Consider the following 14,490-nt stretch of genomic DNA (forward strand, 5'->3'; position numbering starts at 1 on the left):
TGGCGGTATTTCCGCCCTGAACAACGACAACGAGGCGGCGGCCCCGGCCGCGCCAGTGGAGCCACAGATGCAGATCACCTCACAGACCCCCTTTATCGGACTGGGCGTGGCGGGCAACTTCGCCGGTCACCTGGAACAGGCAGGGGAGGCGGCGGACTTCGTCGCCGTCAAGGTTGACGACAAGGTCGCCCCCAAGGCGCTGTTCCCCTTCTATGTGCCGAACCATCCCGGCCAGCTCGGGGTCTTTCCCCTGAGCGGCGAGGCCATCTTCCTGCCGGAGGCGGCGGTGAGCGGGGACGAGAAGGTGCAGATTGAACCCGAGGTGGCACTGTGGTGCGAGCTGGAGTACGCGGGGGAGCAGGTGGTGGCCATCCATCCCAAGGCGTTTGGCGCCTACAACGACTGCTCCATCCGTCGCCCCAATGCCAACAAGATCAGCGAGAAGAAGAACTGGGGTGAAGAGAGCAAGGGGCTGGCCGCGAACCTGCTGCCCCTGACCCACTTTGCCGCAGGATGCGAGCTCGATGACTACCGCATCGCCTGCTACCTGGAGCGCGGCGGCGAGCTGCACCCCTACGGGATCGACAGCGCGGCGGTGGACTACAGCTACTTCCACGGTCAGTTGCTGGCGTGGGCCATCGACAAGTTCAACCATCAGCAGGACGAAGGCCCGGCCGAGCATATCCAGGGGCTGCTGGCCCAGGCGGGGCGCCCGGCCCATGCACTCATCAGCATTGGCGCCACCCGCTACACCCCCTTTGGCGAGACCCACTTCCTCGCTCCCGGTGACACTGCCTGCGTGGTGGTCTACCCCGCCAGTCGCTACAGCGAGCGCGACATTCGCGAAGCCATCGCGACCCGCCGCGTTGGCGCCGACGTCTCTGTCCTGCTCCAGGCGGTCAAGACCCGTTGATCGCGATGCCTTCCCAACCTGGGGAGGCATCTTCTTTCTCTTTATGCCTGCGCACACTCCATGCTGGCGTCATGCATGATCAGCCGAAAGAGGAGTGGCAGATCAGGTAGGTTGCCATGGTGGTGATCAGAGAGTGCAGGGAGCAGGATCTGGCGGCTTGCTCAGCCTTTACGCCGAGCTCAGACCACGGGATCCCGTGATGCCGCTTTCCATGGCGAGGGAGACGCTCGCGAGCCTGCTGGCCAGGCCCGAGGTGCGGATCATCGTGGCGAAGGTGGGCGGTGAGCTCGCCGCCACCTGCCAGCTCGGGGTGATCCCGACCCTGAGCAACGGCGGCAGGCCCTTTGGCATCATAGAGCACGTGGTAACGGCCTCTGCGTTCCGACGCCAGGGGCTGAGCCAGAAGGTGCTTGAACAGGCGCTCTCCCTGGCCTGGGGGCTGGATGGCTACAAGGTGATGCTGCTCTCGGGGGAAGGGCGCGATGAAGCCCATCGCCTCTATGAGAAGCTGGGCTTCAAGGCGGGCATCGAGAAGGGGTTTGTCATCAAGCAGGCAGAGGCCCAGGGCTGCACCTTGACGAGGTTCGGCCCCAAGGCTTAGCATCGGCGCTTTTGCCATAAATTGAGCCAACAATTCATGAAGATAGAACCAGCACAAACCGAGGATTACCCGGCCCTGATCGCTCTCTGGGAGGCCTCGGTACGCGCTACCCATCACTTCCTGCAAGAGGAAGACATCGCCACCCTCAAGCCTCTCATCCTCGAACACTATTTCGATGCCGTGCGCCTTTATTGCGCCAGGCAGGATGGCGTGATCGTCGGTTTTATCGGGGTGGCTGAGGGCAATATCGAGATGCTGTTCATCGCTCCCGAGGCGAGAGGGGGCGGGGTCGGCCGCCAGCTGGTGGACCACGCCATCCGTTGTCTGGGGGCGACTCGCGTGGACGTCAACGAACAGAATGCCCAGGCTGTCGGCTTCTACCAGCACCTGGGCTTCGAGGTGACGGGGCGCTCCCCCCTGGATGGCCAGGGCAAGCCCTATCCCCTGCTGCACATGGCCTTGGCCGCCGGTTAAGGGCGCCAGAGCATAAAAAAACCGCCCTCGGGCGGTTTATTGTTGTTCAGGACGCAGTGCTCGCGCCGCCTCACTCCTCGTTGGAGTTGTCCTGATAGTCGCCCCGCTGGGCCTTGGGCAGGCGGCGCATGGGGGCGAAACCGATGTCCTCGCCCACCACTTCCCGCTTGCGGGACTTGTTTTGCGCAGGCTGGGCCGGCTTCTTGGCGCCATCCCCCTTGCCTTTCCCGGCGGCGGGTTTGCCCTTGGCGTTGGCATGGCCACGGGCGCGGGGCGGGTTTTGCACCGGCTTGCTGCCCGGCAGGGTCTGGCGGCTCGGCTTGCCGCTCGGCTCGTACCCTTCCAGGATCTCCACGGTCAGGGATTGGCCGATCAGCGCCTCGATCTCCTTGAGCTGACCCAGCTCGTCCTGGCTCACCAGGGAGATGGCCTCGCCGCCGCGCCCGGCACGGCCGGTGCGGCCGATGCGGTGGATGTAATCCTCCGCCATCTGGGGCAGCTCGAAGTTGATCACGTGGGGCAGCTGATCGATGTCCAGACCCCGTGCGGCGATATCGGTGGCAACCAGCACCCGCACCTTGCCTTCACGAAAATCCGCCAGCGCCCGGTTGCGGGCCCCCTGGCTCTTGTCACCGTGGATGGCGACCGTATCCAGGCCATCTTTCTGCATCTGCTGGGCGAGCCTGTCGGCAATCTGCTTGGTGCGCACGAACACCAGCACCCGCTGCCAGTTGCCACGGCCAATCATGTGGGAGAGCATCTCCCGGCGGCGTTCCCGATCGACCTGGATGATGCGCTGGCTTACCTGCTCGGCGGCGGTGTTGCTGGGATCCACCTCGATGAGGGTGGGATCCTTGAGCAGATCGTCCGCCAGCGCCTTGATGTCATTGGAGAAGGTGGCGGAGAAGAGCAGGGTCTGACGCTCCTCCGGCAGGGCCTTCATGATGCGGCGAATGTCGGTGATGAACCCCATGTCGAGCATTCTGTCCGCTTCATCCAGCACCAGCACCTCGAGGGCGCTCAGGGTCAGGGCGCCCTGGGTCAGCAGATCCAGCAGGCGGCCCGGGGTGGCGACCAGGATGTCGACCCCGAGCTTGATGGCGTCCAGGTTCGGCTTGATGCTGACGCCGCCATAGGCGATCAGGGTACGAAACGGCAGGTGGTGGGCATATTTGATGATGCTCTCGCCCACCTGGGCGGCCAGCTCCCGGGTCGGGGTCAGCACCAGGGCTCGCACCTGGCGACGACCGCCACGGCCGTGGTTGGCCAGCAGTCGATGAAGCATGGGCAGGGTGAAACCGGCCGTCTTGCCCGTGCCTGTCTGGGCGCCGCCCAGCACGTCCTGCCCGGCCAGGATGGCGGGAATGGCTTGCTGCTGGATGGGGGTGGGTTGTTCGTAACCCAGCTCCTTGACGGCCCGCAGGATGTGCGGTGACAGACCCAGTTCATTGAATGACATGTTCGAGGGACACTCCGAGCCTTGGGCTCAACGGGTGACGGCAGCCTTGGTCCGTCACGACATGGAAAATAGGGTGGGTCGCCATCGAGGCTGGGCCTGAGCCCGGCAAAGCGACCGTACAAGAGAACAGTGGGCGCGTAATATAGCAGATGCGAGGCGTACGCGCAGCAGCCGTGTCGCGAGCGGCGCACGCCCGTCAGAGCAGTCCCTCGATGGCCTGCACCAGATCCTCCGGTCTGGTCTGGGGGGCGAAGCGGTCCACCACTCGGCCTTCACGGTCAATCAGGAACTTGGTGAAGTTCCACTTGATGGCCTCGCTGCCAAGGAGTCCGGGCTTTTGTTCCTTGAGCCAGCGATAGAGGGGGTGGGCCCCGGCGCCGTTGACCTCGCATTTGGCCATCAGGGGGAAGCTGACAGGGTAGTCGAGAGAGCAGAAGCGGGCGATCTCCTCGGCATCGCCCGGCTCCTGATGGCCAAACTGATCGCAGGGAAAGCCCAGGATCTCGAAGCCTTGGGGGCCGAACTGGCGATAGAGGGCCTCAAGCCCGGTGTATTGGGGGGTAAAACCGCAGCGGCTTGCCACGTTGACCACCAGCACGACACGGCCCTGCAGATCGGCGGTGGACCAGGCCGTGCCATCGAGTCGTTGCAGGGGGATGAGGGGCAGGGGCATGGTTTCTCCTGATGCAAGAGGGGCGACAAGGCGCCCGGGGGACAATCCTTGCACGTTAACGGGCCGAGGGCCGGGGAGCAAGGGGGAGGGCGTCTGTGCCCCCCCAGACTCCTATTGATGGCGGGACTTCTCAAGAGAAGCAATCCGGTTTGTGCCGATGGTCCGAAGTCGCTACAAAGCGCACTCTCTCCCCTCGCTGCGAGCCTATCTTGGACTATCAAGCCGTCATGGATGCCATCTACACCCGGGGTTGGGTGATAGTGGATGATTTTTTAACCGCCGCCGAGGTGGATGCCCTCAAGGCTTGCCTGCCGGACGAGTGGCGACCGGCGGGGATCGGGCGCGAGACCCTGCATCAGGACAACCGCGATATCCGTCGGGATCAGATCCACTGGCTCGACGCCTCCCTCGGCGCGCCGGTGGCCGACTATCTGGCCCGGATGGAGTCCCTGCGTCTGGCCGCCAATCGCAGCCTGATGCTGGGGCTGTTCGACTACGAGGCCCACTTTGCCCGCTACCGTCAGGGGGACTTCTACGCCACCCATCGCGACGCCTTCGCCGGGCGATCCAACCGCCGGCTCACCTCGGTGTTCTACCTGAACAACGACTGGCAGCCAGAGGCGGGGGGAATATTGCGGGTCTATGACGACAGCGAGCAGTTTCTGATGGATGTCTCCCCCCGGGGCGGGCGGCTGGTGCTCTTCCTGTCTGAAGAGTTTCCCCACGAGGTGCTGCCCGCAAGCCGGGAGCGCTACAGCATTGCCGGCTGGTTTCGGGTCAACGGCAATGGCGCCGGGCGGGTCGATCCCCCCCGCTGAGCGCATTTCATCCTGTTTCTGACACAGGAAGAGACTTTTATCTGCCCGGGCAGGGGGAGGTGCGCCCCATCGGCTGACAAGGCTTCCCCTCCCTTGCTACACTGCCCGCACTTATGTTCGTTTCTGGCTTCGTCCGGTTTTCATGCGGTTGGGTTTGACATGGTGATGACGAAGCCGCTTCTCCCAAGGGATCACATCTAATGAAGAACATGCATGTCTTGCTGCTGTGCGGCGGTGGCGGCTCCGAGCACGAAGTCTCGCTGCGCAGCGCCAATTTCCTCGAAAAACAGCTCGGGCTCCTGCCCGGTATCGAAGTGACCCGGGTCGAGATGTTTGCCGACCGCTGGCTCTCCGCCGACGGTCGCGAGTGCAAGCTGGGGCTGGACAAGCTGCTCTCGTTCGACAGCGTGGCCCGTCCGGTGGACTACGTGGTGCCCTGCATCCACGGCTATCCCGGTGAGACCGGCGATCTGCAATCCTTCCTCGAGCTGGCCGGCCTGCCTTATCTGGGTTGTGACGCCGAGGCGAGCAAGGTGTGCTTCAACAAGATCACCACCAAGCTGTGGCTCACCGCCATCGGCATCCCCAATACCCCCTACCTGTTCCTGACCGAGCAAGGCGAGGCGAGCCTGACCGAGGCGAAAGCGGCGCTGGCCAAGTGGGGCAAGGTCTTCATCAAGGCGGCCTCCCAGGGCTCTTCCGTGGGTTGCTACTCCGCCAGCAACGAGGCAGACCTGGTGAAGGGCATTGCCGATGCCTTCGGTTACTCCGAGCAGGTATTGATCGAAAAAGCGGTCAAGCCCCGCGAGCTGGAAGTGGCGGTCTACCAGTATGGTGACGAGCTGGTGGCCACCTATCCGGGGGAGATCTGCGTACCCCAGGACAAGTTCTACACCTATGAAGAGAAGTACAGCAGCGCCAGTCACACCGAGACCGCGCTCAAGGCCGAGGGGCTGACTCAGGCGCAGGCTGACGCCATTCACGAGTACGCGCTCAAGGCGTTCCGTCAGCTCAAGCTGACCCACCTGTCGCGCATCGACTTCTTCCTGACCGAAGAGGGGGAGATTTTGCTCAACGAGATCAACACCTTCCCGGGCATGACCTCCATCTCCATGTTCCCGAAACTGCTGGAGCACCACGGCCACAGCTTCGCGCACTATCTGGAGCAGATCCTGCGAAAGGCGGTCTGACGTCGCCAGACCCGGTTGCAACGGATGGTGAGTAGGGGCCTCAGGGCCCCTTTTTTCATGGGGGCGAGGCGGGCAGAACGCGGGGAGGGAAGGGGGCAGGGCGCCGCCTGGCAAGCCTTGCCGCCAGGAGGGCGCGCCGTTACAATCAGCCCCCTTTTGTCCCGCCACAGGCACCGTCAGAGCCGCGTTCCATGAAGCCCATCCCCGATCACGCCGTCAACCGCCTGCGCATCTGGCGCAAGAGCGTCTCGTCCCGACCCTTTCTTGCCCGTGGCGGCAGCGTGCCACGCTGCGATGCCTGCCAGCTGCGCCACGACTGGTGTGCCTGCGACTGGCGCCCGGCGCTCAAGGCCGAGGCCGGTTTCTGCCTCATGATGTATGACAGCGAGCCCATGAAGCCCTCCAACACCGGGCGCCTCATCGCCGACGTGCTGCCGGACTCCACCTGGGCCTTTCTCTGGTCGCGTACCGAACCCCATCCCGAGCTGCTGGCCCTGCTGGCGGATCCCGCCTGGCAGCCCTACGTAGTCTTTCCCGCCTGCGAGAAAGCGCCCGACCGCCTGACCGGCGAGGTGGTTTTGGCCCCCGGCAAGAAGCCGCTGTTCATCCTGCTGGACGGCACCTGGCCCGAGGCGCGCAAGATGTTCAACAAGAGTCCCTATCTGGACGGTTTCCCGGTGCTCGCCATCAAGCCGGATGCGCTCTCTACCTACGGCATGCGCGTCGCCCACAGCGACGAGCACCTGTGCACTGCCGAGGTGGCCGCCTGCGTGCTGGAAGTGGCCGGGGAGCTGCGGGCGGGACAGGCGCTGCAGCTCTGGTTCAATCTCTTCAGCAGCCGCTACATGGCTGGCCGGGTAAGCCGTGCGCCCGGTGCGGATGAAGCGCCCCTGCTGGAGGGGCTGGAGGCCATCAAGGGCCAGAGCCGCGCTCTGGATTAATCCTCATCAGCAGCCGCTACATGGCTGGCCGGGTAAGCCGTGCGCCCGGCGAGGATGAAGCGCCCCTGCTACAGGGGCTGGCGGTTATCAAGGCGCAGGCCCTCTCGCATGCTGATTGATGAAAATAAGGAATCAGTTGGCTGCCATTGTTTCGTTGGCTTCATGAGCCTGCCCTCGCTAGGATAGCGACCTGTTGACTCCTTCAGGCTCCAGGCCATGCCGGGCGCCGCCAATCACACGAGGTCTATGGATGGAACTGGAACTGCTCACCCTGGTCGCCCTGTTCGGGGTGGCCCTCATCGCCGGCTTTATCGATGCCATCGCCGGGGGCGGGGGGCTCTTGACGGTGCCGGCCCTGCTGGCCACCGGCATGCCGCCGGCTCTGGTGCTTGGCACCAACAAGTTGCAGAGCAGTTTCGGTTCCTTCTCCGCCACCTGGTTTTATGCCCGCAAGGGGCTCCTTGAGTGGGCCATCATCTGGCCGGCGGTCATCTGCACCTTCATCGGGGCGGCCATCGGCACTCTGGCGGTGCAGACCATCGATGCCGCGATCCTGGGGCGACTGCTCCCCTTCCTGCTGATGGCGTTTGCCTGCTACTTCTACTTCTCCCCCAGGGTGAGCGATGCGGAGAGCCAGCGTCGCCTCACTCCCATGGCGTTCGCCCTGCTGGTGGGCGGGGGCGTGGGCTTTTATGACGGCTTCTTCGGGCCGGGCACAGGGTCGTTTTTTGCCATCGGTTTCGTGGCCCTGGCGGGCTTTGGCATGGCGCGGGCCACCGCCCACACCAAGCTGCTCAACTTCACCTCCAACATCGCTTCCCTGCTCTTCTTCACCCTGGGGGGCAAGGTGGTGTGGAGCGTGGGGCTGTGCATGGCGCTGGGGCAGTTCATCGGGGCGCGCATGGGCTCCAAGCTGGTACTCAAGAAAGGGGTGAAGCTCATCAAGCCGCTGCTGGTGACCGTCTCCCTGGTGATGTCCGCCAAGCTGGTGTGGAGCCAGTACCCCGAGCTTTTTGCCTGGCTGGGCTGAGCCGGTACCCCCCATGACGAGGGCCCGATCGCAGATCGGGCCCTCTTGCGTTTCAGCCCTGTGCCGTCAGTTGCCGGAAATGGGCTTGCAGCGCTTGCACCAGGCGGGCAATGCGATCGCGCTTGAGGCTGTTTGGCCGATAGACCAGGTGGAGCGGGCGGCCCAGTCCCGGCAGGGGGCGTGCCTGTGTCCCCTGCTCACCCACCAGCGCCAGCAGGCCGGCGGGCAGGAGCACGGGGCCAATGCCTGCCTTGGCCAGCTCGATCAGCGCCAGGTAGGAATCGAGCTCCATGGCGGGGATAAGCCCGAGGGCGGCCAGGGGCTCGCGCAGATAGCGGTTGGAGGGGTTCTCCAGATCCATGGTCAGGATCTTGCGCACCTTGCCCTGCATCCCCTGACTCACGTCGCCTTCAGTCAGTTGCTTGCTGGTCACAGTTTCTTGCAAGGCGCTCTGGTGATCCGGCTGCGCCGCCTCATCCAGAGCGTCCCCCACCAGATAGAAGGGCTCCTCCAGCAGCCGTTCGGCACACAGCCCATGGCCCGGCGGCAGGCGACCGGCGCAGATCCCGAGCAGGGCATCCCCGCCGCGCACCCGGGCCAGAATGACCGGGGTGTGGTGGGTAGAGAGGGCAATGTGGGGATCCCGTTCAAGGTAGGCGTGCATGAAGCGGGCGAGGTAGCCCGCCAGCAGGGTTTCGGAGCAGGCGATGGACAGAGGGGTCTGATCCGTGAGGGTCTGGCTGTCCGCCAGCACCCCCTTCATTTCGGCGAGGCTCGGGGCTACCCGGGCGAGCAGCTCACGGGCCTGGGGAGTGAGGCGGATATGACGGCCATCCGGCTCGATGAGCTTCTTGCCAAGGCGCTGCTCCAGTTGGGCGATGCGCTTGCTGACCGCCGACTGACTGATATAGAGGCGGCTTGCAACCTTGGCCATGGTGCCTTCGCTTGCCAGCAGGCAGAGTGTCTCCAGCCCTTCCAGTAACATGCGTCCTCCCTCCTCGTGTGTTGGACGCGGTTACCTTAGGGGCTGGTGGCATCAGGGGCAAGTACCGTTTGCGGCCCTTGATAGCGGCCAGCGCCACGCCTTGACGGGGGGTGCGAAGATCACCAGGTTGCCGATGAGGCTCACCACCACGCCGACGATGGAGACCGTCTGCCAGACAAAGCCTTCATAGAAGGTGGAGAGGGTGAGGGCCACCAGGGGGAAGAGCACGGTGGCGTAGGCCGCCTTGCTGGCACCGATGCGCCCCACCAGGGTGAGGTAGGCGGTGAAGGCGATGACGGAGCCGAAGATGGCCAGATAGACCATGGCGGCGAGGTAGCGCGGGTCGGTGGGCAGGGTGAGTGACTGACCGAGTACCGTGACCCAGCCCAGCAGCAGCGCCACGCCGTAGACCATGCCCCAGGGTACCATCTGCAATACGTGATAGCCCTGGCGCTGTCCCCGGGCGGAGACCAGGTTGCCCAGGGAGAAGCAGAGGGTGCCGGCGCAGGCAAAGAGCAAGCCCTTCCAGCCGTTTGCACCCAGTTGCGCATCCGCCAGCACCGGCCAGAAGAGCAGCAGGGTGCCAAGCAGCCCCAGCAACGATCCTTGCAGCCAGCGCAGGCCCGGTCGTTTACCCTCGAACAGCCAGAGATTGAGGCCGTTGAAGATGCTGGCGCTGGCGAAAATCACCGCCGACAGGCCGCTCGGGATATAGAGGGTGGCGTGGTAGAAACAGAGGAAGTTGGTGGAAAAGAGCAACGCGCCGAGCAGGGCAGCATAACGCTGGCCCGCCCAGGGCAGTCGTGGAAACTTGCCGCTCACCGTGAGCAGGGCGAACAGGGCCAGGGCTGCCAGGGCGAAACGATAGAGCACCGAGACCTCGATGGGGATGGGGCCGAGCTGCCAGGCGATGGCAATCCAGGTGCTGCCCCAGATGAGGACGGTGGAAACATAGAGCATCAGATTCATGGTGTGATCCCATCAAGAGAAGATGATGTGATCAGCATGAACCGTGAGGCGGGGTGCCGGCTTGCACCATCTTGCGGTTTTTTCAACGGAGGCGCAGCCTTTGACCATGAGGCGCGATAAGATGGCGACAGGAAAGGGGCGGCAAGTGCCAGAGAGGGACGCAAGCGTGCAGCATGCCATGCAGCAGACAAGACAGGCGGGGGTCTTTGATGCCCTGGTGAGCACCGGTGCCAGACTGGAGGACTCCTGCTGGCTGGAGCCCGGGCTCGGGGTGGCGAGCTGGTGCAACCGCTACGATCAGACCCGCTACCACAAGCCGGGCAACCACACCATCAGCGTCTACCTGCAGGGGGGCGAGCAGACCGAGCGGCTGGACGGCCCCGGTGGCCATGGCGGTGCGGGCAAGGTGTGCATCATGCCGGATCACCACAGGTCCGAGTGGCTGGTGCGCGAGGAGTTTCGCTTCTTCCACCTCTACTTCACCCCCGCCCACTTCACCCGCATCGCCGAGCAGGCGTGTGACAAGGAGGGGCGTCATCTGCAACTGGAAGACAAGACCTTCATCGACGATCCCCAGGCGGCGGCCCTGGTGCAGGGGCAATTGATGAAGCTGGACTGGCAGCACGGCATCGATCGCATGGCGCTCTCCCATGGTGCCTGGATGCTGATGCTGCACGCCTATCGCCATCACACCCGCGAGGCCCCGGCGCTGCCGGAAGTGCGCGGCGGCCTGGCCCCGGCCGTGGTGCGCCGGGTGCAGGAGTATCTGCAGGCTCACCTGGCCGAGCCGGTCACCCTGGGAGAGCTCGCCCGGGAGGCGGGTCTGAGCGAATACCACTTCGCCCGTATGTTCGGGCAGAGCCTGGGCTGTCCGCCCCACCGCTACCTGCTCGGGCTGCGGCTCAAGCGGGCCAAGCAGTTGCTGGCGGGAAGCGAGCCTCTGGCCAGCATCGCCGCCCAGTGCGGCTTCTCCTCCCAGGCCCATTTTGGTAACCGTTTTCGGGAGGCGTTCGGCCTGAGCCCGGGCCAGTGGCGAGCCCAGTTGTCATTCTCCTGTCACAGATAACCCTGAGACTCTGGGCAAAAGAGGTGTACCCTCTGTCTCTTGTCCATTGAAAGGAATGCCCATTGAATCATCGCAAACGTCAGACTCGTACTCGCCATCTCTGGTTCAACCACTGGAATGCCCCCCTCTATCGCGCCACCCAGCCGACGCCGCCCGAACCGCTCGTTCCTCACAGTTCCCGCTGAAAACGCCGTAACCCGATAGGATTTTTCCGGCAACTTTGCCACTATTGCGCCATCAGGATGGACTGGATATGGCCGCATGTTTCTGGAACGCATTGAAGTCAAAGGTTTTCGCGGAATAAATCGCCTCTCCCTCGGGCTGGACAACACCACTGTGCTCATCGGCGAAAACGCCTGGGGCAAATCCAGCCTGCTGCGGGCCCTCTGGTGCCTGCTGGGGGATGCCGAGCCCTATCAATTTGGTCAGGATGATTTTCACCGGCCCGAAGATCCCGAGCTCGAACCCTCGCGCACGCTGCAACTGGTGCTCACCTTCAGCGAGTATCGTCCCCAGATGTGCCAGCACTCCCGCCGTCTGGCCCGCCTCGGGGCGGCCTGGATCCCCCACAAGGACAAGTTCCACCGGGTGCATTATCGTGCCAGTGCCGAGTTGCAGGACGATGGCAGCGTGCTCACCACCCACGACTTTCTCGACGGCATCGGCAAGAGCCTGACCATCGACAACAACGAGGCGCTGGTGCGTCTGCTCATCACCATGAATCCGGTGTTCAGGCTGCGGGATGCCCGTACCGCCAGGGATGGTATCGAGCGGCTGCCCTGGGGGGATCTGTGCGAGCAGCGGCTGGACGAGCTGGCCGGCAAGCTCACCGATGAGCCCCAGCGCATCGGCGAGCCAGAACTCAAGGAGGCGCTGCAGGCGGTGCAGCAGTTGATGGAGCACTACTTCAGCGCCCTGGCGCCCATCAAGCACAAGCCTCGCAGCCAGCGGGATATCGTCAATCGCCCCATGACCCTGCGCAATCCCGGCAACCTGCAGGTGCTGCTGCGCAATGCGGACAACCGGGCGCTGCAACTGGCCATGGCGGGCATGGCGGCCATGCTGCTCCACGCCCGGGGCAACCGGGAGCTGGAGGAGGGGGCCAGACCCATACTGATGCTGGAAGACCCCGAGAGTCGCCTGCATCCCACCATGCTGGCCCTGGCCTGGGGTCTGCTGGAGCAGTTGCCCGGCCAGAAGCTGCTCACCACCAACTCGGGGGACCTGCTCTCCTCCTTGCCCCTCAATCAGGTGCGCCGTCTGGTGCGCCGCCAGCAGGACATCCTCTGCCATCAGTTGGGAGGGGAGCGCTACAGCAGCGACGATCTGCGCAAGATTGCCTTCCATGTGCGCATCAACAGGCCCATGTCGATGTTTGCCCGCTGCTGGCTGCTGGTGGAAGGGGAGACCGAGATCTGGCTGCTCTCGGAGCTGGCCCAGATCTGCGGCTACAGCCTGCGGGCGGAGGGGGTGCGCATCATCGAGTTCGCCCAGTGCGGCCAGGCCCCCCTCATCAAGGTGGCCCGGGACTTTGGCATAGAGTGGCACCTGCTCACCGACGGTGACGAGGCGGGCGCCAAGTATGCAAGCTCCGCCCGCTCCCTGCTCAAGGGGGAGCGCGAGCGGGATCGGCTGACCCAGTTGCCGGCGGCAGACATAGAGCACTACCTCTACCAGAACGGGTTCGAGGGGGTGTTCCGGCGTGAGGCGGGGGTCGGGGGGCGCTCCACCCTCAACGCCGGGCGCATCATCGCCAAGGCGATCCACCATCGCAGCAAGCCAGGCATGGCCCTGGCGGTGGTGGAGGAGGCGGAGCGCCTCGGCAGCGAGCACATTCCCCCTGTGCTCAAGCAGATGTTTGCCCGGGTGGTTGCCCTTGCCCGGGGACAAAGCTGACCGGCGACGTTGGGAAGACGGAGGGAGTTTGGATATACTCCCTGCCTCTTGTCCTTCCTTACCCTGTGATGGGTGCACCCGCACCCGGACTGCTGCCGGAGACCCTATGTTCGTCCAACTTCCTTTTTGGCTCTTTCCCCTGACCGGTCTGATGGCCCTGGGGGCCCTGATCGCTGTGGGGCTCGTCCTGTGGCGCGGGGATCTCTGCCCGGGCCAGCGCTCGCGGATCACTACCCAGCTCTTCTCGGTCTGGGTGATCACCGGGCTCTCCCTGATGCTGGCGGTGGAGGCCAAGGTTGCGGGCTGGCTCATCTGGAGCGGGGGGGCCGCCCTGGTGCTCGGTATCGTGCTCTCCCTGGTCCAGTCTCGCCTGGAGGGCAAGCGCGCCATCCCCGCCACCCTGCTATGGTTGCCCGCCATGCCGCTCGCCCTCTACGGGCTGGGTCTGATGCAGATCCAGGGCTGGCTCGGCGGCCTGCTGCAGATGGTGCTGCTGGGGTCGGCCTTTGCCCACCTGATGCTGCTACGTGCCCGCCACCGCCTGCAAGCCTTCAATCTGCTGCTGCCCCTGGCGGGGCTGGTCTCCGCCATCCTGAGTCTTATCTGGCTGGCGGTGCTGGTGGGTTGGCAGGGGAGCAGCGCAGGGCTCGACCCGCTGATCCCCGGGGTAGTGACCCAGGCCGGCCTGCTGGTCGCAGCCCTGCTGCTCTGGTTCAGCCCCATCTACCGTCAGCAGGAGACGGCCCCCGTGGTGGTCTCCGTGACCCTGTGCGGCCTCATCATCGCCCAGATTGCGGCGACCAGCGTGTTGCACCAGCTGGCCTGATCCCGGCGCATCCTCCCGCCCGCACCTTGTTGTGCGGGCTTTTTTTATGGCAAAGAGGGGCAAGTCGGGGGGAGCGCGGGGAGGGGCCTGAGGGGCGAGAGATCGCTAGCTGCCTGAAAAAACTGCGATTTGTTGCAAAAGAGCGCAGTATGTGACGGTTTAATCCCCGAATAAACTTTTTTTAGGATATTTACTTGCAATCTCAGCGTTGGCGCCTATTATGGGCGACCTCGGACGCGGGGTGGAGCAGCTCGGTAGCTCGTCGGGCTCATAACCCGAAGGTCGTCGGTTCAAATCCGGCCCCCGCAACCAACTATTTGTATCCATGGCAAGCGCATAGCGCTGCGGTGGAGTCGAAGACAGCAAGAAGCAACTGCTCTGCTTTTTGTGGTGGCAATACAATTCGGACGCGGGGTGGAGCAGCTCGGTAGCTCGTCGGGCTCATAACCCGAAGGTCGTCGGTTCAAATCCGGCCCCCGCAACCAACTATTTGTATCCATGGCAAGCGCTAGCGCCTGTGGTGGAGACGAAGACAGCAAGAAGCAACTGCTCTGCTTTTTGTGGTGGCAATACAATTCGGACGCGGGGTGGAGCAGCTCGGTAGCTCGTCGGGCTCATAACCCGAAGGTCGTCGGTTCAAATCCGGCCC

The 14,490-nt window shown here is 64.3% G+C and carries 14 protein-coding genes, 2 tRNA genes and 1 pseudogene; 13 read left to right on the plus strand and 4 right to left on the minus strand.

Annotated elements, in window-relative coordinates; all coding sequences use genetic code 11:
• The first annotated feature begins 67 nt into the window (after positions 1 to 67).
• The 3 genes and pseudogenes from ACNPAA_RS07060 (at position 68) to ACNPAA_RS07070 (ending at position 1,988) form a co-directional block, all read left to right on the plus strand.
• Positions 68 to 913 carry a DUF5718 family protein gene (locus tag ACNPAA_RS07060; RefSeq protein WP_103243065.1) on the plus strand — a complete coding sequence of 282 codons (846 nt, stop codon included), beginning with the start codon at positions 68 to 70 and terminating at the stop codon, positions 911 to 913.
• A 116-nt stretch (positions 914 to 1,029) separates the two neighbouring features.
• Positions 1,030 to 1,514: pseudogene (locus ACNPAA_RS07065) on the plus strand (GNAT family N-acetyltransferase).
• 36 nt (positions 1,515 to 1,550) lie between these two features.
• Positions 1,551 to 1,988: an acetyltransferase gene (locus ACNPAA_RS07070; protein ID WP_010674870.1), complete on the plus strand. Its 438-nt coding sequence runs from the start codon at positions 1,551 to 1,553 to the stop codon at positions 1,986 to 1,988.
• A gap of 70 nt (positions 1,989 to 2,058) precedes the next feature.
• Here the strand turns inward: ACNPAA_RS07070 and ACNPAA_RS07075 are convergent, their stop codons facing one another.
• Positions 2,059 to 3,447: a DEAD/DEAH box helicase gene (locus ACNPAA_RS07075; protein ID WP_010674869.1), complete on the minus strand. Its 1,389-nt coding sequence runs from the start codon at positions 3,445 to 3,447 to the stop codon at positions 2,059 to 2,061.
• A gap of 196 nt (positions 3,448 to 3,643) precedes the next feature.
• Positions 3,644 to 4,120, minus strand: coding sequence for a glutathione peroxidase (locus tag ACNPAA_RS07080; protein ID WP_039038588.1), 477 nt, complete (start codon positions 4,118 to 4,120; stop codon positions 3,644 to 3,646).
• 209 nt (positions 4,121 to 4,329) lie between these two features.
• On the opposite strand from ACNPAA_RS07080, the gene ACNPAA_RS07085 reads away from it, so the two are divergent.
• The 4 genes from ACNPAA_RS07085 (at position 4,330) to ACNPAA_RS07100 (ending at position 8,099) form a co-directional block, all read left to right on the plus strand.
• Positions 4,330 to 4,938 carry a 2OG-Fe(II) oxygenase gene (locus tag ACNPAA_RS07085; protein ID WP_041211488.1) on the plus strand — a complete coding sequence of 203 codons (609 nt, stop codon included), beginning with the start codon at positions 4,330 to 4,332 and terminating at the stop codon, positions 4,936 to 4,938.
• A 200-nt stretch (positions 4,939 to 5,138) separates the two neighbouring features.
• Positions 5,139 to 6,128, plus strand: a complete 990-nt coding sequence (locus tag ACNPAA_RS07090) for a D-alanine--D-alanine ligase (protein WP_041215087.1) — start codon at positions 5,139 to 5,141, stop codon at positions 6,126 to 6,128.
• 191 nt (positions 6,129 to 6,319) lie between these two features.
• On the plus strand, positions 6,320 to 7,069 hold the full coding sequence (locus ACNPAA_RS07095; RefSeq protein WP_052814952.1) for a tRNA-uridine aminocarboxypropyltransferase: 750 nt from the start codon (positions 6,320 to 6,322) through the stop codon (positions 7,067 to 7,069).
• 250 nt (positions 7,070 to 7,319) lie between these two features.
• Entirely contained in the window at positions 7,320 to 8,099 is a 780-nt protein-coding gene (locus ACNPAA_RS07100; RefSeq protein WP_052814953.1) for a TSUP family transporter, read from the plus strand.
• Between the two features lie 52 nt (positions 8,100 to 8,151).
• On the opposite strand, the gene ACNPAA_RS07105 is transcribed toward ACNPAA_RS07100, so the two are convergent.
• Positions 8,152 to 9,084: a LysR family transcriptional regulator gene (locus ACNPAA_RS07105; protein WP_319912111.1), complete on the minus strand. Its 933-nt coding sequence runs from the start codon at positions 9,082 to 9,084 to the stop codon at positions 8,152 to 8,154.
• 51 nt (positions 9,085 to 9,135) lie between these two features.
• Positions 9,136 to 10,053 (minus strand): DMT family transporter, encoded by a 918-nt coding sequence (locus ACNPAA_RS07110; RefSeq protein ID WP_041215090.1) that lies wholly within the window; start codon positions 10,051 to 10,053, stop codon positions 9,136 to 9,138.
• A 178-nt stretch (positions 10,054 to 10,231) separates the two neighbouring features.
• On the opposite strand from ACNPAA_RS07110, the gene ACNPAA_RS07115 reads away from it, so the two are divergent.
• From ACNPAA_RS07115 to ACNPAA_RS07140, 6 genes are all read left to right on the plus strand, one after another.
• On the plus strand, positions 10,232 to 11,119 hold the full coding sequence (locus ACNPAA_RS07115) for a helix-turn-helix domain-containing protein (protein WP_042016580.1): 888 nt from the start codon (positions 10,232 to 10,234) through the stop codon (positions 11,117 to 11,119).
• Between the two features lie 62 nt (positions 11,120 to 11,181).
• Complete coding sequence (locus tag ACNPAA_RS07120; protein ID WP_256094327.1) at positions 11,182 to 11,304, plus strand: hypothetical protein; 123 nt, start codon at positions 11,182 to 11,184, stop codon at positions 11,302 to 11,304.
• A 76-nt stretch (positions 11,305 to 11,380) separates the two neighbouring features.
• Positions 11,381 to 13,015, plus strand: a complete 1,635-nt coding sequence (locus ACNPAA_RS07125) for an ATP-dependent endonuclease (RefSeq protein WP_010674859.1) — start codon at positions 11,381 to 11,383, stop codon at positions 13,013 to 13,015.
• 106 nt (positions 13,016 to 13,121) lie between these two features.
• Entirely contained in the window at positions 13,122 to 13,841 is a 720-nt protein-coding gene (locus ACNPAA_RS07130; RefSeq protein WP_010674858.1) for a hypothetical protein, read from the plus strand.
• Positions 13,842 to 14,076: 235 nt separating this feature from the next.
• Positions 14,077 to 14,153 (plus strand) — tRNA-Met (locus ACNPAA_RS07135).
• Positions 14,154 to 14,249: 96 nt separating this feature from the next.
• Positions 14,250 to 14,326: transfer RNA gene (locus tag ACNPAA_RS07140), tRNA-Met, on the plus strand.
• Positions 14,327 to 14,490 lie beyond the last annotated feature (164 nt).

The sequence above is a fragment of the Aeromonas sp. PS2Canimalfood6 genome (assembly GCF_048276795.1).
Taxonomy (GTDB): domain Bacteria; phylum Pseudomonadota; class Gammaproteobacteria; order Enterobacterales; family Aeromonadaceae; genus Aeromonas; species Aeromonas caviae.

Bases quoted from the DNA above. Each gene is read 5' to 3' on its own strand.
- ACNPAA_RS07060 (WP_103243065.1), top strand. From the start codon at position 68: ATGCAGATCACCTCACAGACCCCCTTTATCGGACTGGGCGTGGCGGGC.
- ACNPAA_RS07070 (WP_010674870.1), top strand. From the start codon at position 1,551: ATGAAGATAGAACCAGCACAAACCGAGGATTACCCGGCCCTGATCGCT.
- ACNPAA_RS07075 (WP_010674869.1), bottom strand. From the start codon at position 3,447: ATGTCATTCAATGAACTGGGTCTGTCACCGCACATCCTGCGGGCCGTC.
- ACNPAA_RS07080 (WP_039038588.1), bottom strand. From the start codon at position 4,120: ATGCCCCTGCCCCTCATCCCCCTGCAACGACTCGATGGCACGGCCTGG.
- ACNPAA_RS07090 (WP_041215087.1), top strand. From the start codon at position 5,139: ATGAAGAACATGCATGTCTTGCTGCTGTGCGGCGGTGGCGGCTCCGAG.
- ACNPAA_RS07095 (WP_052814952.1), top strand. From the start codon at position 6,320: ATGAAGCCCATCCCCGATCACGCCGTCAACCGCCTGCGCATCTGGCGC.
- ACNPAA_RS07100 (WP_052814953.1), top strand. From the start codon at position 7,320: ATGGAACTGGAACTGCTCACCCTGGTCGCCCTGTTCGGGGTGGCCCTC.
- ACNPAA_RS07105 (WP_319912111.1), bottom strand. From the start codon at position 9,084: ATGTTACTGGAAGGGCTGGAGACACTCTGCCTGCTGGCAAGCGAAGGC.
- ACNPAA_RS07110 (WP_041215090.1), bottom strand. From the start codon at position 10,053: ATGAATCTGATGCTCTATGTTTCCACCGTCCTCATCTGGGGCAGCACC.
- ACNPAA_RS07115 (WP_042016580.1), top strand. From the start codon at position 10,232: ATGCAGCAGACAAGACAGGCGGGGGTCTTTGATGCCCTGGTGAGCACC.
- ACNPAA_RS07125 (WP_010674859.1), top strand. From the start codon at position 11,381: ATGTTTCTGGAACGCATTGAAGTCAAAGGTTTTCGCGGAATAAATCGC.
- ACNPAA_RS07130 (WP_010674858.1), top strand. From the start codon at position 13,122: ATGTTCGTCCAACTTCCTTTTTGGCTCTTTCCCCTGACCGGTCTGATG.